Origin of the sequence: Aminobacter sp. NyZ550 (assembly GCF_025628925.2) — a bacterium.
GTDB lineage: Bacteria > Pseudomonadota > Alphaproteobacteria > Rhizobiales > Rhizobiaceae > Aminobacter > Aminobacter ciceronei.
Map to the genome: position 1 here is coordinate 4,208,496 of NZ_CP114190.1, position 22,897 is coordinate 4,231,392.

Genomic DNA, 22,897 nt, shown 5'->3' on the forward strand with positions numbered 1-22,897 from the left:
CCAGGGCACGAAGCGCCCGCCGCCCGCAGCGCAAGCACGGTAAAGCCTTCACTGTGTCAGTCGAAACCGACGCATCAGACCAATGGCAATGCGGGCCCCATTTGATCTCCGTTTGATGCGCTATCGGAGACGACGAGATGACTTCCCCCGACGCTCGAGGCGCGAATGCCTTTCTGCATGCCCCCTTGCCCGGCCTGTTCCTCAGGACGGCGGCACCGATCATCCTGATCATGGCCACCAACGGCCTGCTCGCCATCGTTGATGCCTTTTTCCTCGGCGAATATGTCGGGCCGGACGCGCTCGCCGCCGTGACCCTGATGTTCCCGGCCTTCATGCTGCTTGTGGCGCTTTCGACGCTGGTGGCGAGCGGCATGGCGAGCCAGCTCGCCCGCCTGCTCGGCGCCGGCGAGCGCGACAAGGCGCGCGCGACCTTCCTCGATGCGCACGGCCTTGCCCTGCTCGTCTGCGCACTGGCGATCGCTGCCTTCCTGCTCGGCGGCAAGGAGCTGGCCTTGCGGCTTGCCAACGGGTCGCGCCCGCTCGCCGAGATGGGCTACGGCTACATGTCCATCCTGATCTGGGGTGCGCCTGTGATGTTTGCGCTGTCGCTCAATGGCGACGGGCTGCGCTGCGAAGGCCGCCTCGGCATCGTCGCCGCCGTGAGCCTTCTGACCTCGGTCGCCAATGCCGCGCTGAACTATGTGCTCATCGTCGGCTTCGACTATGGCGTATCAGGCTCGGCGCTGGGCATCGTGCTGGCCCAGGCGTTTGCCCTCGGCTTCATCGTCGTCTACCGGCGGCGCGCCGGCACGGTGCTGCAATACGCAGCCGTGCCCGCGATGCGCTGGACCGGCGCCTGGCGGCAATTGCTGTCGCTCGGGGCACCGCAGAGCCTGAGCTTCATCGGCATCTCGCTGGTTGCTGCGACGGTCATCACCGCGACCCAGCTGTGGGAAGGCGAGGCCTATGCGGCAACCGTTGCCGCCTACGGCATCATCACCCGCATCATGACCTTTGCCTTCCTGCCGATGCTCGGGCTGAACATGGCGATGCAGACAATCGTCGGCAACAATTTCGGCGCTCGCCTGTGGCAACGCTCCGATGCCGGCCTGAAGCTCGGCCTTGGGCTGGCGCTGGCCTATTGCGGATTGTTCGAGGCGGCGATGCTGATGAGCCATGGCAGCCTCGGCGCGATCTTCGTCAACGATGCGGCGACACAAAGCGAGGTCGCCCGCATCCTACCGATGACGGTGTCGCTCTATGTGCTGGCCGGACCCGTGATGATGCTGTCGGGCTATTTCCAGGCCATCGGCGATGCCCGCCGCGCTTTGCTGCTCAGCGTCGTGCGCACCTACCTCTTGGCCATCCCGCTGACCATCGGCCTGCCTTATCTCCTGGGCGAACGCGGCATCTGGCTGGCCTCGCCCATGGCCGAACTGCTTATGGTGCTGGTGGTCTCGGTCCTGCTGGTTCACTCACGGGCACGGACCGGCTTCGCCTGGGGCCTGTTCCGGGCGAGAGTTGCCGCTGCCTGAAACGCCCCCCCCCCGCGAAAAAGTCGGATTTTTTTTCGAAACCGCCGGAACCTTTTTGCAGCTGATGCATTTTGGCTCTGTCGTCGGTCCCTGAAGAAGCAATTCGGATGGATAAAATCGAACGACGAACAGGACGCCTCCAGCACTCTCAAAGGTGCGGGAGGCGTTCTTTTTTGTGCGCCGGACCTCGGGTGCAGGCCTCAGTTCGCGCCGCCGGAGGCGACCTGCTGCTGGTCGAGCACGCCGGCATGGCGCCTGATGTCGGCAACTGCGCGCTGGAAGCTATCATTGACACGAAGCGCCTCACGCCCCGCCGCTATCGTCAGGTCGACCTGTTCGACCGGCAGTTTCAGCCGTGTCGGCACGCGGTTCAGCTTGGCCTGGGCCGCGGCATCGAGGTCCTGGAACGACAGATGCTCGACAACCAGCCGGATGTCGCGGCAGTTCCAGCCGGCAAGCGTTCCGCGATAACGCCTGACGGTTTCATCAGGCAGGCTGCAGCGATAACGGATGAGTTCGCCGCGCCACTCGCTCACCGCAAAGGTCAGCGCGTCGAGCTGATCGCGGACGGCAGCCGAGAAGGTGGTGTTGGTCACCGCCTCGAGCAGGTCGCCGAGGCCCGGACCGTGGATGGTTTCGCCCCAGTCGACATCATCTTCGCGACCGGCGTCCGCAACGATGAACAACAAGGTCCGCAGCTTGACGGCCGCCGCCGGCGACAGCGGACCATAGGGTGTGCCGGCCGACGAACGCTCGATGGTGAAGCCGGTGATGCCGAGATTGTCGGTCAGCCCGCCATCGAGCAGCTTCACATAGTCGAGCCGGTCGGCATGCTGGTAAGCCTTCAAGGCGCCGGCATAGGCCTTGAGCCGCACCGAGGCATCGGGATCGGCAAGCGCGCGGCTCAGCCACGCAGGCTGGCTGTACCCGCATTTCGGCATGATTGCCGACAGGACGACGGGTGCAAAGACCACGGGAACCGCAGCAGATGCTGCAACCGCATCGGACAGCCTGACCTTGTCGAGATCGCTGCACAGGGCAGCGAAGGTGTCATAGGTGAACAGGAACGGCGTGCGGTTGTAGATGTCGGAGGCGTTTATCCAGACGATCGGCGCATCCGGTCGTCTGAAATTGGCATAGGTCGCGCCATTGAAAAGATTGTCCTCGAGCCATCTGGCCAGGCCGTTGCGGTCGTTGACGCCGCCATTGAGCGCCCGCGCCAGGTTGAGCGGCGAGAGCGTCGAGGTCCTGAGATAGGCTTCGGCGTCCTTGATCAGGAAGCGCTCGCGGAAATCGCGATAGTCGTCCCGTCCCCTGTAGCCGAAATAGGACGCCGCGACCGCCCCGCCCGACGCGCCTGAAATCATGCGGATGTCGTCGACGAGGCTGCGCGTCGCCGGATGCTCGTCGATGATGGTGTCGTCGAGTTCGCGCAACACGCCATAAGCGAAGGCCGCAGCCCGCGTGCCGCCGCCGGAAAAACTCAGGCCCACCACCGTCGAGCCGTCATCGCCCATGTCGGGAATGAATTCGGGCGAGGCCTGGCCGACATGCGCGGTCAGCGTGTTGATCGGACCGACGTCGCTGGCGACGCAGCCGGCTGCCGACACTCCCGCCACCACGGCCCAGGCCGCGCGCATTGCCAACCGCATCCCCACCTCCGATGCCCGACAAGATCCGGCCGAGCCTAGCTCACCGTTTCACAAAGCGCATCCAGATTTGCCCTAGCCTTCAACGACTTCGCTGATCTGCACGATGGGGGCGATGTCGGTATAGTTGGCGACATCAGCGGCGATCTCGGCGCGGTGGGGAGCCAATGCTTCCTGGAAGGTCGCCAGGTCAGGCGAGTAGACGTGGCATGCTGCGACGAACTCCGGCGCGCTTCCGGCTTCGCGACCCGCAAGGCCCTTGTCGATCTCGTAGCGCAGGCAGGCATCGCCGAGCCGTTCCTGGAGCAGTGGCATATGACGGGTGCGGTAGTAGTCGTGATCGAAGGTCGAACCGCCATCGGCGCTATAGTAGACACTCATCTTGATCATGGTCATGCTCCTGCCTGAACGCCTCTCCGAGCGTTCGCCGGGCCTTTCTAGCTCGCCGGCTGGTGACGCGCATCCCGATTTGGTTGAGCCAGTTTGGCGAGAGCATGGTGGCTGTGCTCTTCGAAGCGGTGGCCACGGCACGGAAGTTCCTGAGTTTGCCGAGCACGCAGTCGACGATGTTGCGGCACCGACAGAAGCAGGCGCTGAACGGCGGGCGGCGATTGCGGCTGGCCCATCAGCACCTCCCGTCACGACCAGAACCCTGCAACCGGGCGCCGGAACCGTAACGCATGCCGAACGTTGTGCTGCGCCACCCACCACAGGAGATGCGACATGGTGAACAAGGATCAGGTCAAGGGCGTTGCCAAGCAGGTCGCCGGTTCGGTCAAGGAAGCCGCCGGCAAGGCCACCGGCAACAAGACGACCCAGGCCAAGGGCACGGCCGAAAAGATCGCCGGCAAGGTGCAGAAGGCCTATGGCGACACCAAGGAAAAGATCAAAAAGGCGCTCTGACCGTCAGCGAACGCCAATCGCGCAATCCCAGCCATGGGCCCAGCCACGGGCCCAGCCACGGGCCAAGGCACGGCCCCAGCCACGGGCATCCGGCAACTGTTGTCCCAACCACGGCTATTCCAATGGAGGCGGCGCCATGCGCCGCCTTTTTGCTGCGACTACGGCGCCGGCTGACATGAGGTGCCGCCTGGTCAGCCGTCTCGTCCCGTCGGTTCGAAACCGGCCGCACAGGACCGCAGCACAGCTGCATGTTGTGCGGTCTTGGCCATCGACATGGCGCCGGAATATGTCGCGACTGCCAGGGCAGCGAAGCGATCCGGATCCGTCTGCCGATCTTCGACCCCGCTGTGCTGGTCAGCCCTGATCTTGTCGGCAATGGCCGCCTGCCAATCGGCAAAAATCCGCGCCAGTGCGGCGCGAAACTCCGGATCGGCGAGCGACAATTCATGCGCAAGGTTGTTGAGCGGGCAGCCGCGCACGAAACCCTGGCGCTCCAGTTGATCGGCGACCCCGGCAAAAACCTGTCGCACGCCCTGCCGCGCCGAAAGCGCGCCCTCGACCGGCCGGATCCAGGTTTCCGCCACCGCCGCCGCCACCCTTTCGTTGATCACAGCCAGGCCAAGCGCCTTCTTGGTTGGAAAATGATGATGCAGCGCCCCGCCGGTCACACTGGCCGCCTGCATCAGGTCGCCGAGGCTCGTGGCGTGATAGCCCTGTGCCTGAAACTTCTCCTCGGCAACGTCCAGAAGCTTCTGGCGCATGCCTTCTGGGTCGTTGGTGCGGGTCCTTCGATCTGTCGGTTTTGCCATGCGCTGCTCCAGGATTGAGGATGCCGCAAAATACCAGTTTGACAAAACCGGGCAACCGGTCTTTTATTAAAACAGGTCAACCGGTTTGTTATTGAGAGGGAATGATGTCCGAACACCTGACCGTGCCGCCCCGGGCGGCCGCCGAACTCTGCTCGCCTGTTGTCGAACTCAGGCAATACACATTGCATCAGGGCCAACGCGACGTGCTGATCGACATTTTCGATAGCCATCTTGTCGAGAGCCAGGAAGCGTGCGGCATGAAAATCATCGGCCAGTTCCGCGACCTCGACCGATCAGATCATTTCGTCTGGTTGCGTGGCTTCGACGACATGGCTGCCCGAAAGGCCGCACTCGAAGCCTTTTACGGCGGACCGGTCTGGGCTGCCCACAAGGATGCGGCCAACAGGACCATGATCGATTCCGACGACGTCCTGCTGCTGCGCCCGGCCGGCAGTGGTTTCGATCTTTCGCGCAAGGCGCGCGGCATGGCTGGCCAGGTGCAGCCGGGCGCGATGATCGTTGCAACGATGTTCCACCTCCGCCCCGCAGCCGAAGCCGAATTCCTCGCGCTGTTCGAAAGCGACGTCGTTCCGCTGCTTGCCCGCCTCGGCGCGCCGCTGCTTGCGACATTCATCACCGAACATGCCGAAAACACCTTTCCGCGCCTGCCCGTGCGCGACGACGTCAACGTCTTCATCGCCTTTTCCGCGTTCGAAAACGCCGAAGCGCATGGCCGTCACCAGGCCGCTCTTGCCGCCGAGCCGTCATGGGTCGAGGGCGTCCTGCCCCGTCTTCACGGCCACCTCGCGCAACCGATCGAGCGGCTTCGCCTGATGCCGACCTCGCGCTCACTGCTTTGAACCGATTAGGATTTCGGCACGCCCCAATCTCCGCTTGAAGCGATGTTTGCAACGCGATAGGCCGATGCCCGCAACGAGATTTTTCGGAGACCTGATCGTGACAGCCCAGAAGACCAGAACCGAGACAGACACCTTCGGACCGATCGAGGTCGCCTCCGACCGCTATTGGGGTGCGCAGGCGCAGCGCTCGCTGGGCAATTTCAAGATCGGCTGGGAAAAGCAGCCGCTGTCGGTGGTGCGCGCGCTCGGCATCGTCAAGCGCGCCGCCGCCGAAGCCAACATGGCGCTCGGCCGCCTCGACCCCAAGATCGGCAACACCGTCGTCGCCGCCGCCCAGGAAGTCATCGACGGCAAGCTCAACGACCACTTTCCGCTGGTGGTCTGGCAGACCGGCTCAGGCACGCAGTCGAACATGAACGCCAATGAGGTGATCTCCAACCGCGCCATCGAGATGCTGGGCGGCGAGATGGGCTCGAAGAAGCCCGTTCATCCCAACGACCACGTCAATATGAGCCAGTCGTCGAACGACACCTATCCGACGGCCATGCACATCGCCTGCGCCGAGCGCATCGTCCACGACCTGCTGCCGGCGCTGAAGCACCTGCATGCCGCCCTCGACAAGAAGGCGCGCGAATTCGACCACATCATCAAGATCGGCCGCACCCACACCCAGGACGCCACGCCGCTGACCTTGGGCCAGGAATTCGGCGGTTATGCCGCCCAGGTCGCCTCGTCGATCAAGCGCATCGAGCTGACCCTGCCCGGCCTGCAGGAACTGGCCCAGGGCGGCACCGCCGTCGGCACCGGCCTCAACGCGCCGGTCGGCTTCGCCGAAAAGGTTGCCGAAAGCATTGCCGCCATCACCGGCATCGCCTTCGTCACCGCGCCGAACAAGTTCGAGGCGCTTGCCGCCCACGATTCGATGGTCTTCTCGCACGGCGCCATCAATGCGGCGGCCGCTGCCCTGTTCAAGATCGCCAACGACATCCGTTTCCTCGGCTCGGGCCCGCGCTCGGGCCTCGGCGAGCTGGCGCTGCCCGAAAACGAGCCGGGCTCGTCGATCATGCCCGGCAAGGTCAACCCGACCCAGTGCGAGGCGCTGACCCAGGTCTGCGTCCAGGTGTTCGGCAACAATGCCGCGCTGACCTTCGCCGGCAGCCAGGGCCATTTCGAGCTCAACGTCTACAATCCCGTCATGGCCTACAACTTCCTGCAGTCGGTGCAGTTGATGGCCGACGCGGCAATCTCGTTTACCGACAATTGCGTCGTCGGCATCGAGGCGCGCGAGGACAACATCAAGGCGGCGCTCGACCGCTCGCTGATGCTGGTCACCGCGCTGGCGCCGACCATCGGCTACGACAACGCCGCCAAGATCGCCAAGACCGCGCACAAGAACGGCACCACGCTGCGCGACGAAGCGCTGGCGACCGGGCTGGTCAGCGCCGAGGACTATGACCGCATCGTCCGCCCCGAGGACATGACCCGTCCGGGCTGATTTCGGCCCGGGGTCGATCCCCTTGAAACGGCGCGGCAGTCACCTGCCGCGCCGTTTCTTTATGTGCAGCCCAGATCGTTCGGCCGACGGCTTCGAGCAATTCATTCTAACTGTGAACGATCTGTCGACACATCCACACCTTTAGTGAACAGTCGAGATCGACTAGGTGTTGGCCATCGAATTTCAACGGAGCCCCAAGCCCATGTCCAACGCTTCCATCGCCACCGCAAAGTCCGGCCTCAGCACCAACGCCTCGGCCCTCACCCTTGCCGGCCGCGTGCTTTTGTCGATCATCTTCATCCTCGCCGGCTTTGCCAAGCTGACCGCCATTTCAGGCACCGCTGGCTGGTTCGCCAGCATCGGCCTGCCGCTGCCGACCGTCACCACCGTCGTCGTCGGCCTGGTCGAAGTGGTTGGCGGCATCGCCATCCTGGTCGGCTTCCAGACCCGCATCGCCGCGATCGTGCTCGGCCTGTTCACGTTGGCTGCCACCGCGGTTGCCCATCTCGACTTCGCCGACCAGGTCCAGGTGATGTTCCTGCAGAAGAACCTGGCCATTGCAGGCGGCCTGTTCGTGCTCGCCGCCTTCGGCGCCGGCGCCCTGTCGATCGACGGCCGCCGCCGCTAAGCTGCAGAAATTCCTCCCAAGAAATGGCCCGGGCTCGTCCCGGGCTTTTTTGTACCCTGGCCCTGACGCCGGTTCGAGACGGTGATGACATCGAAAGTGAGCCGGTGCATCCTGCGGCGACGAGGACATGCCGATGCTCAACAGCCTGCTTCTTCTTGTCGCCAGAATTCTGATCGCCGCGCTGTTCGTGCCGGCGGGCATCGGCACGCTGTCCAACATCTCGGGCACCGCAGGCTATTTCGCCGGGCTCGGCTTTCCCTTGCCGACGCTCGTCGCATTGGGCGTCGGGCTGTTCGAGCTGGTCGGCGGCCTGCTGGTGCTTACAGGTTTCCAGTCCCGCGTGGTGCCCGTCCTGCTCGCCGCCTTCGCGCTCGCTGCCGGCTTCATCGGCCATTACGGTCAGGGCGGCGACAATGCTGCCATGGCCTTCATGCACCAGCAGGCGCTGATGAAGGACATCGCCACCGCGGGCGGCTTGCTGGCGCTGTCAGTGGCGGGTGCCGGCGCGCTGTCGCTCGACCGGCTGCTCGCCCGCCAGCCTGTTTGACGGCGATGCTATTTGACTGAGATGCTGGGGCCGTCCTCGACCGCCAGCACCAGCTTGCGGCCGGTGACCTTGGCAAGTTGGGCCAAACGTCCCGCCGGCCGCTCGCCATAGAGCTGGCCGAACTCCGACGGGATCACCAGCGCCAACACGCCATTGCCCCTGTCTTCCCAGCGCAGCTTCGGCATCACCCCCGGCATCGAGGCCGAGAGCAGATAAACCACGCGCATCATCGCGCCGAGGATGCGGGCGCGCTCGAGATAACGCGGCGTCGCCAGTTCCTTGAGCTCAGGCGCAAAGCTGTCGTTGAAGACACCGTCATGGCGGAACAGATTGGCGAGCGCCAGGAAGGCACGGCCGGGATGATCGACGCCGATGAACGAGGCATGCGCGATGATGTTGAGCGACTGGCGGCCGCGATATTCCGGGTGCGCCCGCCAGCCGATGTCGGCGAGAAGGCAGGCGGCGTGACGGTAACGCGCCTCCTCTTCGGTTTCCTCGATGCCGAAGGCGGCGAAGGACTGCTTGGTCCACTCGGTCAGTTCATGGGCATGGCGCACCGAACGCGCCCGCAGCACGGCCAGCTCCTCGGCCGCCGAGATCAGCGGATCGGCGCGCTGTTCCTGCTCTTCGAGCAGCGAGAACAGAAAACCCTCGCGCACGCCGAGCGCCGAGACCACGATCTTCTCCGGCTTCATCGCCGTGATGATCTCCTGCAGCACCAGCGCGCCATAAGGCAGAAGCGACCGGCGGTTCTTGGAGACGCCTTCGATGCCCTTGATCTTCTCGACCTCGCCGCGCGCCACCTGGCGCAGGAACGGCACCAGGGTCACCGGGTCCATCTGGTAGTGATGCATCACCTCCAGCGGATAATTCGAGGTGTTCATGTGCAGCCGGGCGAGGTTTCGCCAGGTGCCGCCGACGGCATAGAATGTCCTGCCCTGCCCGCCCTTGAGCAATTTGGCGCGGGCGAGTTCGGCATGCGCGATCTTGGCGGCCGTTACAGGCGAGCCCTTGGCCATGTCCTGCAGCCTGAGGCCACCCAATGGCAAGGTGATGCCGTCGCCGATGGCTTCGCCCCTGACGTCGACAAGCTCGAGGCTGCCGCCGCCAAGGTCGCCGGCGATGCCGTCGGCGGGATGGAAACCCGAGATGACGCCGAGCGCCGAATAATAGGCTTCCTCGCGGCCTGTCAGCACCTGGATCTTGGTGCCCAGCACGTCCTCGGCACGCTGGATGAAGTCGGGGCCGTTGATCGCCTCGCGTGCGGCGGCGGTGGCCAGCACATACATCTTTTCCGCGCCGGCCTGCTCCGACAGCGCACGAAAGCGCCGGAACTCCTCCATCGAGCGGGTCACGCCCTCGGGGTCGAGCTTGCCGGTGGAGACGATGCCGCGGCCGAGGCCGGCGAGCATCTTTTCGTTGAACAGAAGGGTCGGCGAGCGTGCCAACCCTTCATAGACGACGAGACGTATGGAGTTCGAGCCGATATCGATGATCGACAGCGGTCGGCGGTCCTTGAGCCGGCCCTGCGAAAGCTGCGCCATCAGCCGGCCGCCGCCTCCGCCTTCTTGCGACGCTTGAACTGGGCAATGCGTTTGGGCGCGTGAGACTTCAGCGCGTCACCCCGTCCGGAGAGGCTCGGATTGGTCATGAAATATTCCTGCGCATTGAACGGCTCTTCGCCCTCGTCGAGCGTTATCCGCCGCGAGGTTCCATCCGCCAATACTTCGAAACTTTGCTGGTTGTCCATGATATTTCCCAGCATGACCTGGCCCAGCACCTGCTCGTGCACGGTCGAATGTTTGGCGATCGGCACCATGGTTTCGACGCGCCGGTCGAGGTTGCGCGGCATCAGGTCGGCCGAGCTGATATAGACGATCGCCTCGTCCGACGGCAGGCCGTGGCCATTGCCGAAACAATAGATGCGGCTGTGCTCGAGGAAACGGCCGACGATCGACTTGACGCGGATATTCTCCGACAGGCCGGGAACCTGCGGCCTGAGGCAGCAGATGCCGCGCACCACCAGGTCGATCTCGACGCCGCTGCGGCTGGCGTCATAAAGCGCGTCGATGACGTCGGGATCGACGAGCGAATTCATCTTCATCCAGATCTGCGCCGGCCGGCCGGCGCGGGCATGTTCGACCTCGTCGGCGATGTGCTTGAGGATGCGGCTGCGCAGCGTGTAGGGCGACAGTGCGATGCACATCTCGTCGGCCGGCTCGGCATAACCGGTGATGAAGTTGAAGATATGCGCCACATCACGCGCGATCGCCGAATCGGTGGTGAAGAAGGACAGGTCGGTGTAGATGCGCGCGGTGATCGGGTGGTAGTTGCCGGTGCCGAGATGGACGTAGTTGCGCAGGCGGCCGTCCTCGCGGCGCACCACCAGCGACATCTTGGAGTGGGTCTTGAGTTCGAGGAAACCGAACACCACCTGCACGCCGGCACGCTCGAGATCGCGGGCCCAGCGGATATTGGCCTCCTCGTCGAAACGCGCCTTGAGCTCGACGAGTGCGGTCACCGACTTGCCGGCCTCGGCGGCGTCGACAAGGGCGCGCACGATCGGGCTGTCGTTGGAGGTGCGGTAAAGCGTCTGCTTGATCGCCACCACCTCCGGATCGATCGCCGCCTGGCGCAGGAACTGCACCACCACGTCGAACGATTCATAAGGATGGTGGACGACAAAATCCTTCTCGCGGATCGCCGCGAAACAGTCGCCGCGATGGTCGCGGATGCGCTCGGGGAAACGCGGATTGAAGGGCGGGAACTTCAGGTCGTCGCGGGCGATCGAGACGATCTCCGAGATCTGGTTGATCGCCAGCGGCCCGCTCAGCACGCTGACGCGGTTCGAGGCGACACCCAGTTCGCTGGCAACGAACTCGCGCAGCTCGGCCGGCATCAGGCTGTCGAATTCGACGCGGATCACCGAGCCGCGGCGGCGGCGCTTGAGTGCCGTCTCGAACAGCCGGACAAGATCCTCGGACTCTTCCTCGACCTCGATATCGCTGTCGCGGATGATCTGGAAGGTGCCCGAGCCCTTGACCTCATAGCCGGGGAACAGCTTGCCGATGAACAGGTTGACCGTTTCCTCGATCGGGATGAAACGCACCGAGCGCTTGCGGTCGGGCAAGCGGATGTAGCGCTTGAGGGCGACAGGGAGACGCAGCAGCGCCGTCATCTCCTCGCCGCTCTTGCGGTGGCGCAGTTGCAGGGCGATCGAGAAGCCGAGATTGGGGATGAAGGGGAACGGGTGCGCCGGGTCGATCGACAAAGGCGTCAGCACCGGGAAGACCTGCTCCATGAAATGATCTTCGAGCCACTTACGCTCTTCCTTGGTAAGATCCGCCGAGGCGATGGTCTCGATGCCTTCGAGCTTGAGCAGCTCGAGCAGGCTGGCGAGGCTTTTCTGCTGGTCTTCCTGCAGCCGCTCGACCTCATGCAGCAGCTGGTCGAGCTGCTGTTCCGGCGTGCGGCCGTCGGCGCTGCGGATGGTGATGCCTTCGCGCACCTGCCCGGCGAGACCGGCGACGCGGACCATGAAGAACTCGTCGAGATTGCCGGCCGAGATCGACAGGAAGCGGACGCGTTCGAGCAGCGGATGGTTGGGGTTCTGCGACTGCTCGAGCACCCGCCTGTTGAACTGCAGCCAGGAAAACTCGCGGTTGACGAAGCGGTCCGGATTGCCGTCGATCGCGCCGGTCGGCGACTTGTCGTTGACGAAATCGGTATGGACCGGTTTCAGCTGATTCATTTGGACAACCCTTCCCCACTGCCGCGTTCCGCCGCTTATCCGGCTCAACTTATCCTCTGACAGGCAATTGCGACAGTTTCATTTCAGCATCTTGCAAAGCCGCCGCTTATGATACAAACGCTCTGCAATAAGGGTCCTCAGAAGGGAAAATACCATGGCCGGTGGCTCCATCCCCCACTTCCAGAACGACGCTGGACATGCCGTGATCGAGATCGGCGTCAAGGAGTTCATGTGCGTGGGCGCCAAGGCTCCGTTCGACCATCCGCATGTGTTCCTCGACATGGGCGCCGATTCCGAGAAGGTCTGCCCCTACTGCTCGACGCTGTACCGCTACTCCGCCAAGCTGAAGGCCACCGAGACCCTGCCGGCGGGCAGCCTCTACGCCATCGATCGCGCCGCCTGAGGCCCAGGCACGATCATGCGGTCGCCGCCGGTCGTCATTGCAGGCGCCGGCATCGCGGGGCTGACCGCCGCCCTTGCCTTTGCCCGGCACGGCGTCAGTGTCCACGTCCATGAACGTTCACCGGTGCTCGAAGAAGTCGGCGCCGGTCTCCAGCTTTCTCCCAACGCCACCCGCATTCTCGACCGCCTCGGCGTGCTCCATCTGGTCAGCAGGTCTGCCGTGCGGCCCGAGGCGGTGGTGCTGCGCTGCGCGGCAAGCCTTGTCGAGCGCGGCCGCGTGCCGCTGGGTGCTGCGGCCGAACGCCGCTGGAAGGCGCCTTACCTCGTTGCCCACCGCGCCGATCTGCAGTCGGCGCTGCTCAGCCGCGTCAGCGAAAGCCTGCTGATCTCGGTCGCCACCGGATCGACAGTCGACACGGTCGAGCCCAGGGCGGACGGTCTCGGCATATCGATCACCCAGGACGGCATCACGTCACAGCAAGAGGCCGGCCTGTTCGTTGCCGCCGACGGCGTCTGGTCGGCCAGCCGCCGCCTTGTCGGCCCGCATGAAAAGAGCCGGTTCTCGGGCGAGCTGGCCTGGCGCACGACGATCCCGGTCGACAGCGAGCCGGGCCGGCAGTTCGCCGGAGTGACATCGCTGACGACCGTCACGACCTTCCTGCATCCCGGCTTCCATATGGTCGCCTATCCGATCCGCGCCGGCCATGCGGTCAATCTCGTCGCCTTCACCCCCGGCACGGCAATTTCCGAGCAATGGTCCGGTGAAACCGATGCCGGCGCCTTGGCCCGCGCCATGCAGGGCACGGCCCCGGCACTCTCCCGGCTTGTCGAGGAGGCCGGGCCGTGGACGGTGTGGCCGCTGCACACTGTCGATGCCTCCCGTCCCTGGACCTCGGCATCCGGCATCGTGCTGATCGGCGATGCGGCGCACGCCATGACGCCCTTTGCCGCCCAGGGTGCCGCCATGGCGATCGAGGATGCCTGGACGCTGGCCGACGCCGTGCTCGCCGCCCAGAACAAGGCGGATGCGCTGCAACAGTGGGAAGCGGTGCGCAAGGCGCGTGTCGCCAGGGTGGCGCGGCGCGGCGCGCTCAACCATTTCGCCTGGCATGCGAGCGGGCCGGTGGCGCTCGCCCGCAACCTGTTCCTCAGGTTCAAGTCGCCGGCGAGCCTCGCCGCCGACATGGACTGGCTTTATGGCTGGACGCCGCCGGGCTGGTCGCCGCCTGGATCATCCGACGGCCGGTTGTAGAGGCCGAGCGAAAAATTCAAGGTCGCCGGCAGCGGGTTCCACCAGCCTGTCGTCAAGCCGGCTTCCCGGAGTGCCGCCGCCGTCCAGGTGTTGCAGCCGGCGAGTGCGTTGAACTTGCCATGGGCATCGAAGAAGCCGTCATATTCGCCATAGGCTACCCCGAAAATGCGCTGAACGGCCCCTTCGTCGCGCACGAAACTGCGCTCGATGAAGTCGAGCATGGCGGCAAAACCCGCCTCGCCGAGCTCGAAACGCTGGACGGCGGGCTGAGGCAGGTCGACGTCGCCGGCGAGATCGACATGCATGACCGAATTGTCGAGGGTCAGCGCCGCAAACACCGGGCCGGGCTTCAGCTCCGACCAGGTCGGCGTGCCGATATAGAAGGCCTTGCTGCCCCAGCCGAACACCAGGTAACGCGCCGCCGGCAGGTCGGCCTGGATGCCGGCGTCGAGCAGGAAGCCGAATTTCTGCAGCACGGCATCGTCGATCGGCACGGCTATGTCGGTGTGGATCGGGTTGGTGAAGACGAGGATATGGCGGGGACTTGCCCCGTCCGGAGCACCGCCGAACAGCGGCCGTGGTACGAGCGTACCCAACGCGAACGCCGCCACGGCGACAAGCACGATAGCGCCCAGCAGACGTAGAATTCTTCTCACCGCCGCCGTCCCCGCTTCCGCAGCACTTGTTGCAACAAAAAAGCCCGGCCGAAATACGACCGGGCTTTCTGATTTCCGGAATCCGATTCCTAGTGCAGGATCTGGCTCAGGAACAGCTTGGTGCGCTCATGGCGCGGATGGTCGAAGAACTCAGCTGGCGTGTTCTCTTCGACGATCTGGCCCTGATCCATGAAGATGACGCGGTTGGCGACCTTGCGGGCGAAGCCCATTTCGTGGGTCACGCACAGCATGGTCATGCCCTCTTCGGCGAGGCCGACCATGGTCTCCAGCACCTCCTTGATCATTTCCGGATCGAGCGCCGAGGTCGGCTCGTCGAACAGCATGATGCGCGGGTTCATGCACAGCGAGCGGGCGATCGCCACGCGCTGCTGCTGGCCGCCCGACAGCTGGCCCGGATATTTGTTGGCCTGCTCCGGGATCTTGACGCGACGCAGGAAGTGCATCGCCTGCTCCTCGGCCTGCTTCTTCGGCGTCTTGCGCACCCAGATCGGCGCCAGCGTGCAGTTCTCCAGGATGGTCAGATGCGGGAACAGGTTGAAGTGCTGGAACACCATGCCGACTTCGCGGCGGACCTCGTCGATCTTCTTGAGATCGTTGGTCAGCTCCTTGCCGTCGACGATGATCTTGCCCTTCTGGTGCTCTTCCAGCCGGTTGATGCAGCGGATCATTGTCGACTTGCCCGAGCCGGACGGACCGCAGATGACGATGCGCTCGCCGCGCATCACCTTGAGGTTGATGTCCTTGAGCACGTTGAACTCGCCATACCACTTGTGCATGCCGACGATGTCGATGGCGACGTCGGTATCGGAGATGTGCATCTTTGCCCCATCGACCTTGATGTCGTCGGCGCTGACTGCGTTTTCTATGGCCATGGGCCGTTCCCTTTTGTTGTTCGTTATCGCTTGTGCCCGGTGTCGAGGCGATGCTCCATATAAATGGAATATCGCGACATTCCAAAGCAGAACATCCAGAACACCAGCGCCGCAAAGACGAGCCCTGACGCCGGGGTCTGGGGCGACGCCCAGGCCGGATCCGAAAAATTCTGCCTGACGACGCCGAGCAGGTCGAACATCGAGATGATGTAGACCAGGCTGGTGTCCTTGAACAGGCCGATGAAGGTGTTGACGATGCCCGGGATGACCAGCTTCAGCGCCTGCGGCAGGATGATCAGTCCGGTCTTCTGCCAATAGCTGAGGCCGAGCGAATCGGCCCCTTCATACTGGCCCTTGGGGATCGCCTGCAGGCCGCCGCGCACCACCTCCGCCATATAGGCCGAGGCGAACAGCGACACACCGATCAGCGCCCGCAGGAACTTGTCGAAGCTGACGCCGGCCGGCAGGAACAGGGGCAGCATGACGCTGGCCATGAACAGCACCGTGATCAGCGGCACGCCGCGCACAGTCTCGATAAAGATGACGCTGAGCATCTTGACGACAGGCATCTTCGAGCGCCGTCCGAGCGCCAGGAGGATGCCGAGCGGCAGCGACACGACGATGCCGACATAAGACAGGGTCAGCGTCACCAGCAGGCCGCCCCAGAGCGGGGTCTCGACATGCGGCAGGCCGAAGAAGCCACCGATCAGCAGGAAGGCCGCGACGATCGGAAACACCACCAGGAACAGGAATGCGTTCAGCCCCTTGCGCGGCACCCGGGGGATCAGCAGCGGCACCAGCAGCGCCACGAACATGATCGCCACCAGAATGACGCGCCAGCGCTCCTCGATCGGATAGCGGCCGAACATGAACTGGCCGAACTTGGCGTTGACGAAGGCCCAGCAGGCGCCGGACCAGCCTTCCGGCTGGATGCCGCCCTGGGCGACGGTCGAGCAGAAGGTCCGGTCGGTGCCGGTCCATTGCGCCTGGACCAGCGCCCAGTCGACCAATGGCGGCAGGATCATGATCACGATGATCATGCCGATGATGGTCAGCACCGAATCGAACGGGTTGGCGAACAGGTTCTTGCGAATCCAGGCCACCGGCCCGCGCTCGCGAAGCGGCGCTGGTTGCGGCAGCGCCATTTCGGTGCGGACGTAATGAAGGTCGTTTTGCGACATGTCCGCCTCCTTACCTTTCCACCAATGCCATCTTGGCATTGAACCAGTTCATGAAGGCCGAGGTGATCAGGCTGAGGCCGAGATAGACGACCATCCAGATGACCACGATCTCGATCGCCTGTCCGGTCTGGTTGAGCACCGTTCCACCGACGGCGACCAGATCCGGATAGCCGATGGCGATCGCCAGCGACGAGTTCTTGGTCAGGTTGAGAAACTGGCTGGTCAGAGGCGGGATGACGATGCGCATCGCCTGCGGCACCACCACCAGCCTGAGTGCCTGTCCGGAGCGCAGGCCGAGCGCCGACGAGGCCTCGGTCTGACCCTTGTTGACGCCGCGGATGCCCGCCCGCACGATCTCGGCGATGAAGGCTGCGGTGTAGAACGACAGCGCCAGATAGAGCGACAGGAACTCGGGCTTGATCTGCAGGCCGCCGGTCAGGTTGAAGGTCGACTTCTGCGGCAGGTCGAAGCTGACGGGAAAGCCGGTGGCGACAAGCGCCAGAAGCGGCAGGCCGACGATCAGGGCCAGCGAGGTCCAGAACACCGGGAATGTCGCGCCCGTTGCCATCTGCCGCTGCCTTGCCTGCCGGGCGACGAACCACGACATGGCGATGCCGAGCAACAGGGCCACGCCGATCAGCCACGCGCCTTCGCCCCAGACCGCCTTGGGGAAATAGAAGCCACGGCTGTTGAGATAGGAGCCGAAGGGCAGCTCGATGCTCTCCTTCGGCAAGGGCAGCACGGAAAGCACGCCGAAATACCAGAAGAAGATGACCAGGAGCGGCGGGATGTTGCGGAACAGCTCGACATAGACCGTGCAGATCTTGCGGATCAGCCAGTTGTTGGACAGCCGTCCGATGCCGATCAGGAAGCCGAGAATCGACGCCGTGACGATGCCGGCGCCGGCCACGACCACGGTGTTGATCAGGCCGACGAGCAAGGCGCGCTTGTAGGTCGAATCGGAATCGAACTGGATCAGCGTGTCGCTGACGTCGAAACCGGCGCGGCCGTTGAGAAAGGCGAAACCCGAGGCGATGTTGGCGCGCTTGAGGTTTTCGATCGTGTTGCCGATGATCCAGTAGACGAAGGCGGTGAGCGCAACGACCACCAGGATCTGGAAGAAGATGCCGCGCACCTTCGGGTCGTAGAGCAGCGACGCGCGGCCGCCCCCTACGTCTTGGGGAATGTCCTGCGTAGCCATCGGAAGTCCCTTCAAAAGAGGAGCCGGAAGGCGGCAGCGCCGCCCTCCGGGTGAGACTTCGGATCAGCGGATCGGCGGTGCGTACTGCAGGCCGCCCTTGGTCCAGAGCGCATTGATGCCGCGGGCGATCTTCAGCGGGCTGCCCTGGCCGACATTGCGTTCGAAGACTTCGCCGTAGTTGCCCACTGATTTGACGATGTTGACGACCCAGTCGTTGCCGAGGCCGAGATCGGTGCCGATCTTGGTGTCGGCTTCGGTGCCGAGCACGCGCTTGACCTCGGGGTTACCCGACGCCTTCATCTCTTCGACATTGGCCTGGGTGATGCCGAGTTCCTCGGCGGTCAGCAGCGCGAAATAGGTCCACTTGACGATGTGATACCACTTGTCGTCGCCCTGGCGCACGGCAGGTCCGAGCGGCTCCTTGGAGATGATCTCCGGCAGCACGACGTGATCGTCCGGCGCGCCCAGCGTCAGGCGGATGCCGTAGAGGCCCGACTGGTCGGTGGTGTAGACGTCGCAACGGCCGGCGTCATAAGCGGCGTTGACCTCTTCGAGCTTCTCGAAGACGACCGGGTTGTACTCCATCTTGTTCGCCTTGAAGTAGTCGGCGAGATTGAGTTCGGTCGTCGTACCGGTCTGCACGCAGACGGCGGCGCCCGAAAGCTGCAGCGCGGAATTGACGCCCGGCAGCTTCTTGGCGTTGATCATGAAGCCCTGGCCGTCGAAATAGGTGACGCCGACGAAGTTGAGACCAAGTGCGGTGTCGCGATTGATGGTCCAGGTGGTGTTGCGCGACAGCAGGTCGATTTCACCCGACTGCAACGCGGTGAAACGCTCCTTGGCGGAGAGCGGCGTGAACTTGACCTTGGTGCCGTCACCGAACACTGCAGCGGCCACTGCGCGGCAGAAATCGGCGTCCAGACCCTGCCAGTCGCCCTTGTCGTTCGGCGCCGAGAAACCGGCCAGGCCGGTGCTGACGCCGCATTGCAGGAAGCCCTTTGCCTTGACGTCCTCAAGGGTGCCGGCAGATGCGGCCGTCGCCACCATGCCGAGCGTGGCTGCCCCGAGAATGCCTGAAATGATGTACTTCATGACCCACGAACCCTTCTGTTTTTTACAGGCTTTTTTTGCCTGCCTTTTTGAATTGTGAACTCAGCATCCCCTACCCGGCCCAAATCCGGATTGCGCGTCCTGTCCGGCGCACATTGCTGCAGTCCGGTTCACGGATGCATCGAAGGCGATAATTCTTGTGAGGTCAAGCAATAAAGGCCCGCTGCCGCCGGCTGCGCCTTTAGTATTAGAAATCAGCGGCAATGATTGCTGCGGCCGGTGTCCGCTTCACTTCGAAGACGTCAGCGGGCGGCGCGTTTTCGTCTGCCAAAACCGACAGCCGCCGGCAGCAGCTTTCCCGCCACCAGCCTGAAGCCGACCCGCCGCACGGCGAAGAATCGGGCGGCGACGATGGTCACGATCAGGCCGAACAGGAAGCCGGCGGTGATGTCGGAGGGATAATGCGCCGCTGCCGGAATCCTGAGCGCCGACAGCGCCAGACCGACGATGCCGATCGGCAGCCAGTGACGCGGAAACCAGATCATCAGGATCGCCGCCACGGTGCCGATTGTCGTGGCGTGGCCGGAGGGAAAGCTCGAGGAATAACGCGTCACCACGAAGGGGTCGAAATGATAGGCGCCATATTCGCCATAGAAGGCCGGCCGGGCGCGGCCGAAGAACAGCTTGACGATGTTGACGGCAATGCCTGTGAAGGCAACCATGCCGAAGACGAAGGCGGCCTGGCCGAACAGCGTCACCAGCCGCGCCTTCACGCCGTGACCGACGCCGCGCCAGTCGGCGGCGGCGGTGGCGAGATAGACCAGCAAGGCGGGCACGAGATACCATTCCGACTTGCCGATATCGCTCAGCCAGGCGAGCCAGGCGGTGAAGCCGTTTCGGTTGCTGAGCATGAAGTTCATCACCGCCGAATCGATGGTGAACAGAAGCGCGACGCAAACGGCGCCGCAGAACAGCAGCAAGGTCAGCCCGCGCGACCACACCGGCTGCGGCGCGCCAACGGGGCGGCGGCGGATGCGGCGCGAGGAAAACGCCACCGTCTCCCAAAGACGCCCGGCAAAACCCTTGGGCCAGATCTGGCCCAGCCGAACGGGCGCCTGCGGCGGTTGCACGGCTCGGGGCGTCGCTTTATGGCTGGCGTCTTCACTGAAAGGGTGCGGATTCATGACTCGTGACAATGGCAGGATCAAAGGCGTCAACACGCGGCTGACACATTCCGGGCACGATCCACACGGCTTTCATGGCTTTGTCAATCCGCCGGTCGTGCACGCCTCGACGGTTCTGTTCCCCAACGCTGCGACGATGGCCGGGCGTGCTCAAAAATACACATATGGCACGCGCGGAACGCCGACCAGCGACGCGCTGTGCCACGCCATCGACGAGCTCGAAGGCTCGGCCGGCACCATCGCCGTGCCCTCTGGGCTGGCCGCGGTGACGATCCCCCTGCTCGGCTTCCTGTCGTCGGGCGACCACATACTGATCACCGATTCCGTCTACTTTCCGACCCGCCATTTCGCCGACACCATGCTCAGGCGCCTCGGCGTCGAGGTCGATTACTACGATCCGCATGTCGGCGCAGGCATCGCCGCTCTGATCAAGCCCAACACCAAGGTGGTGTTCACCGAATCGCCTGCGTCCAACACCTTCGAGATCCAGGATATTCCGGCGATCTCCAAGGCAGCGCATGAAGCGGGTGCCATCGTCATGATGGACAACACCTGGGCGACGCCGCTCTATTTCAAGGCGCTCGACTTCGGCGTCGACGTCACCATCCATGCGGCGACCAAATATCCGGCCGGCCATTCGGACGTCTTGAGCGGCACGGTGTCGGCCAATGCCGCCTGCTGGCCGAAGCTGCACGACGCCTATGTCACGCTCGGCTGCTGTGCCGGCCCCGACGATGTCTACCAGGTGCTGCGCGGCCTGCGCACCATGGGCGTGCGGCTCGCCCATCACCAGAATAGCACGCTCGAGATCGCGCGCTGGCTCGAAGGCAAGCAAGGTGTCGCCCGCGTGCTGCATCCGGGCCTCGAAAGCCACCCCGACCACAAGCTGTTCAAGCGCGACTTCTCCGGCTCGAGCGGCATCTTCTCGGTGGTGCTCGCGGGCGGCGGCACTGACAAAGCGCATGCCTTCCTCGACGCGCTCGAGATCTTCGGCCTCGGCTATTCCTGGGGCGGCTATGAAAGCCTCGCCGTACAGGTCAGCCTCGCCGACCGCAAAATCGCCAACGGTCCTTATGAAGGCCCGATCATCCGGCTGCAGATCGGCCTCGAAGACGTCGCCGACCTGAAAGAAGACATCGCTGCCGGCCTGGCAGCGGCAAACGCCGTGGGGTGAGACCGGCGGCGGCCGGGCGCAGCTGCACCCGAAAGCTGACCGTGATACCTCTTCCTGCGCACGCGAACCAACAGGCAGCGTCGCCATCACGACGTTCGCCCTTCTGAATGTGGCACGTTCATCGGGAGTATCGAGATGACAACCTCAGGCCGCCCTGCCGAAATCGCCCACTGGAGCGAGGTCGAAAAGCCCGACGGCGAGACCTTCATCGGCACCTCGGAGCTGCGCGGGCTCGGCGCGCCGCTCGCCCAGCATTTCGGCCTCGAACGCCTCGGCATCCACCATGTCCGCCTGCCGCCGGGCCGGCGCACCTCGTTTCCGCATGCCGAAAGCCTGGAGGAAGAATTCGTCCATGTCATCGAGGGCGAGCCCGACGTCTGGCTCGACGGGGTGCTGCACCGCCTCAAGCCGGGGGATTCCGTCGGCTTCCCCGCCGGCACCGGGCTGGCGCACAGCTTCCTCAACAACACCGACGCCGAAGTGCGCCTGCTGGTGGTCGGCGAAACCAACAAGGACGAGAACCGGATCATCTATCCGGTCAATCTCGAGCGCAAGGCGATCCGCGAGGACTGGTGGCACGACGCACCGAAGCGGCCGCTCGGCGACCATGACGGCCTGCCGGACCGGGTGCGTGCTGAGCGGGACACCGGCGAAAGCCGCGACTAGCCCAGGACCAGCTGTCGTCGGATGCCAGCAACGGGCTGGCCGGCGCAGGCGCGTCCACGGCTCAGCGGGCGCGCAAGACCAATGTCGGGCCGCCGATGCTGCCCGATGCTGGCCGGCCTTTCGCCGCCATTCCTCCCAAACGCAGGAAAAGCCACCTGCCTCCAGGCAGCGGGGGCGTTTTGAACGTTCCGATGGGACGCCACGGCGGAAGATCAGCCGTCTTGTCTTGCGTTGCCGCCCGTGATAGTCGCAAAAATGCATCGCGAACGCTGCCCCGTTCGCTCAACTTGAGCTTTAGTCGGGGCTATCAGAGATGGACCACAGTTCCACCTTTCGCCAAAACATCAGAATACGACTGGTCGTACTGCTCTTGGGCGCGGCTTTGCTTGTCACCAACGAAACAGCCGATGCTGGCCAGAACGGCTCCGCGGTTGACTGGTCGGGCGTCTATATGGGCGGCATGGTCGGATACGGAACCGGTGATACGAGCGCATTCGATGGCGTACACTCCGATGACATCGGCTACTCGGGAGCCATCGGCGGCCTAACAGTTGGCTACAACAAGCAATTCGGCAACTTGGTCGTTGGCGTCGAGGGTGACGTTTCGGGGGCGGGCATGTCGGGTAAAGGCGACGGCGGCGACGACTGGGGCTGCGGTGTTGAGGATATCTGCACGTTCCGGGTCGATTGGGCAGCGACACTGCGCGCTCGTCTGGGGTATGCGGTCGGTCCAGTCCTGCCATTTGTTTCAGCCGGTGTCGCCATCGGTCGCGTCAGTGGTGAACTTGATGGCGGGTGTCCTGGCGACGTTTGGTGCGGCAGCGATACCAAGACCGGCTGGACCGCAGGCGGCGGCCTTGAGTGGGCTTTCAACGACAAATGGTCAACCAAGGCCGAGTACTTGTTCGTCGATCTTGGAAGAGCCCGTTTTGGCGAAGGCAACGGCGATGGTTTCCTGGCCGACTTCAAGTTCCATACCGCGCGGCTGGGCGTCAATTATCACTTCTGATCGCCGTTCGACGACAACAAGTTGACGGCACCGGAAGGCTGCTCCCGTAAAG

At 64.1% G+C, this 22,897-nt stretch carries 22 protein-coding genes; 11 read left to right on the top strand and 11 right to left on the bottom strand.

Annotation, left to right across the window (positions count from 1 at the left end):
• Positions 1-137 precede the first annotated feature (137 nt).
• Complete coding sequence (locus N7E70_RS20830) at positions 138-1,535, top strand: MATE family efflux transporter (protein WP_263007490.1); 1,398 nt, start codon at positions 138-140, stop codon at positions 1,533-1,535.
• Between the two features lie 200 nt (positions 1,536-1,735).
• Here N7E70_RS20830 and N7E70_RS20835 read toward each other — a convergent pair whose 3' ends face one another.
• Both N7E70_RS20835 and N7E70_RS20840 read right to left on the bottom strand, forming a co-directional pair.
• Positions 1,736-3,187: a patatin-like phospholipase family protein gene (locus N7E70_RS20835; RefSeq protein WP_442866469.1), complete on the bottom strand. Its 1,452-nt coding sequence runs from the start codon at positions 3,185-3,187 to the stop codon at positions 1,736-1,738.
• A gap of 72 nt (positions 3,188-3,259) precedes the next feature.
• Positions 3,260-3,574, bottom strand: a complete 315-nt coding sequence (locus N7E70_RS20840) for an EthD family reductase (protein ID WP_067966780.1) — start codon at positions 3,572-3,574, stop codon at positions 3,260-3,262.
• A 333-nt stretch (positions 3,575-3,907) separates the two neighbouring features.
• On the opposite strand from N7E70_RS20840, the gene N7E70_RS20845 reads away from it, so the two are divergent.
• Positions 3,908-4,087 (top strand): CsbD family protein, encoded by a 180-nt coding sequence (locus tag N7E70_RS20845; RefSeq protein WP_067963408.1) that lies wholly within the window; start codon positions 3,908-3,910, stop codon positions 4,085-4,087.
• Positions 4,088-4,278: 191 nt separating this feature from the next.
• Here the strand turns inward: N7E70_RS20845 and N7E70_RS20850 are convergent, their stop codons facing one another.
• A complete protein-coding gene (locus tag N7E70_RS20850; RefSeq protein WP_067963411.1) occupies positions 4,279-4,896 on the bottom strand; it encodes a TetR/AcrR family transcriptional regulator in 618 nt (205 codons plus the stop codon).
• A 101-nt stretch (positions 4,897-4,997) separates the two neighbouring features.
• On the opposite strand from N7E70_RS20850, the gene N7E70_RS20855 reads away from it, so the two are divergent.
• The 4 genes from N7E70_RS20855 to N7E70_RS20870 all read left to right on the top strand — a co-directional run bounded on the left by N7E70_RS20855 (position 4,998) and on the right by N7E70_RS20870 (position 8,426).
• On the top strand, positions 4,998-5,756 hold the full coding sequence (locus tag N7E70_RS20855) for an NIPSNAP family protein (RefSeq protein WP_331461842.1): 759 nt from the start codon (positions 4,998-5,000) through the stop codon (positions 5,754-5,756).
• Positions 5,757-5,853: 97 nt separating this feature from the next.
• A complete protein-coding gene (gene fumC / locus N7E70_RS20860) occupies positions 5,854-7,251 on the top strand; it encodes a class II fumarate hydratase (protein WP_067966785.1) in 1,398 nt (465 codons plus the stop codon).
• A gap of 202 nt (positions 7,252-7,453) precedes the next feature.
• Complete coding sequence (locus tag N7E70_RS20865; protein ID WP_067963414.1) at positions 7,454-7,879, top strand: DoxX family protein; 426 nt, start codon at positions 7,454-7,456, stop codon at positions 7,877-7,879.
• Between the two features lie 133 nt (positions 7,880-8,012).
• Positions 8,013-8,426, top strand: a complete 414-nt coding sequence (locus N7E70_RS20870) for a DoxX family protein (RefSeq protein WP_067966788.1) — start codon at positions 8,013-8,015, stop codon at positions 8,424-8,426.
• An 8-nt stretch (positions 8,427-8,434) separates the two neighbouring features.
• Here the strand turns inward: N7E70_RS20870 and ppx are convergent, their stop codons facing one another.
• Together ppx and N7E70_RS20880 are read right to left on the bottom strand one after the other, a co-directional pair.
• Entirely contained in the window at positions 8,435-9,970 is a 1,536-nt protein-coding gene (gene ppx / locus N7E70_RS20875) for an exopolyphosphatase (RefSeq protein WP_192317249.1), read from the bottom strand.
• Positions 9,970-12,177: an RNA degradosome polyphosphate kinase gene (locus N7E70_RS20880; protein WP_067963419.1), complete on the bottom strand. Its 2,208-nt coding sequence runs from the start codon at positions 12,175-12,177 to the stop codon at positions 9,970-9,972. Before N7E70_RS20880 ends, ppx begins: the two co-directional genes overlap by 1 nt.
• Positions 12,178-12,331: 154 nt before the next feature.
• Here N7E70_RS20880 and N7E70_RS20885 point away from each other — a divergent pair, with 154 nt between their 5' ends.
• Both N7E70_RS20885 and N7E70_RS20890 read left to right on the top strand, forming a co-directional pair.
• Positions 12,332-12,580 (top strand): zinc-finger domain-containing protein, encoded by a 249-nt coding sequence (locus N7E70_RS20885; protein ID WP_154385476.1) that lies wholly within the window; start codon positions 12,332-12,334, stop codon positions 12,578-12,580.
• 15 nt (positions 12,581-12,595) lie between these two features.
• Positions 12,596-13,831 carry an FAD-dependent monooxygenase gene (locus N7E70_RS20890; RefSeq protein ID WP_263007491.1) on the top strand — a complete coding sequence of 412 codons (1,236 nt, stop codon included), beginning with the start codon at positions 12,596-12,598 and terminating at the stop codon, positions 13,829-13,831.
• On the opposite strand, the gene N7E70_RS20895 is transcribed toward N7E70_RS20890, so the two are convergent.
• From N7E70_RS20895 to N7E70_RS20920, 6 genes are all read right to left on the bottom strand, one after another.
• Positions 13,774-14,487 carry a TIGR02117 family protein gene (locus N7E70_RS20895; RefSeq protein ID WP_263007492.1) on the bottom strand — a complete coding sequence of 238 codons (714 nt, stop codon included), beginning with the start codon at positions 14,485-14,487 and terminating at the stop codon, positions 13,774-13,776. The two genes, N7E70_RS20890 and N7E70_RS20895, sit on opposite strands and share 58 nt — an antisense overlap.
• 89 nt (positions 14,488-14,576) lie before the next feature.
• On the bottom strand, positions 14,577-15,380 hold the full coding sequence (locus tag N7E70_RS20900; RefSeq protein WP_067963432.1) for an amino acid ABC transporter ATP-binding protein: 804 nt from the start codon (positions 15,378-15,380) through the stop codon (positions 14,577-14,579).
• A 23-nt stretch (positions 15,381-15,403) separates the two neighbouring features.
• On the bottom strand, positions 15,404-16,561 hold the full coding sequence (locus tag N7E70_RS20905; protein ID WP_067963434.1) for an amino acid ABC transporter permease: 1,158 nt from the start codon (positions 16,559-16,561) through the stop codon (positions 15,404-15,406).
• A gap of 10 nt (positions 16,562-16,571) precedes the next feature.
• A complete protein-coding gene (locus N7E70_RS20910) occupies positions 16,572-17,762 on the bottom strand; it encodes an amino acid ABC transporter permease (RefSeq protein WP_067963437.1) in 1,191 nt (396 codons plus the stop codon).
• Between the two features lie 63 nt (positions 17,763-17,825).
• Positions 17,826-18,854 carry an amino acid ABC transporter substrate-binding protein gene (locus N7E70_RS20915; protein WP_067963441.1) on the bottom strand — a complete coding sequence of 343 codons (1,029 nt, stop codon included), beginning with the start codon at positions 18,852-18,854 and terminating at the stop codon, positions 17,826-17,828.
• A 260-nt stretch (positions 18,855-19,114) separates the two neighbouring features.
• A complete protein-coding gene (locus tag N7E70_RS20920; protein ID WP_263007493.1) occupies positions 19,115-19,942 on the bottom strand; it encodes a phosphatase PAP2 family protein in 828 nt (275 codons plus the stop codon).
• Positions 19,943-19,994: 52 nt separating this feature from the next.
• Between N7E70_RS20920 and N7E70_RS20925 the strand changes: the two genes are divergently transcribed.
• The 3 genes from N7E70_RS20925 to N7E70_RS20935 all read left to right on the top strand — a co-directional run bounded on the left by N7E70_RS20925 (position 19,995) and on the right by N7E70_RS20935 (position 22,845).
• The gene (locus N7E70_RS20925; protein WP_263007494.1) at positions 19,995-21,170 is read left to right on the top strand and encodes a cystathionine beta-lyase; all 1,176 of its coding nucleotides are present in this window, start codon (positions 19,995-19,997) and stop codon (positions 21,168-21,170) included.
• A gap of 135 nt (positions 21,171-21,305) precedes the next feature.
• Complete coding sequence (locus N7E70_RS20930; RefSeq protein WP_154385481.1) at positions 21,306-21,836, top strand: cupin domain-containing protein; 531 nt, start codon at positions 21,306-21,308, stop codon at positions 21,834-21,836.
• Between the two features lie 313 nt (positions 21,837-22,149).
• Entirely contained in the window at positions 22,150-22,845 is a 696-nt protein-coding gene (locus N7E70_RS20935; protein ID WP_263007495.1) for an outer membrane protein, read from the top strand.
• Positions 22,846-22,897: the final 52 nt, after the last annotated feature.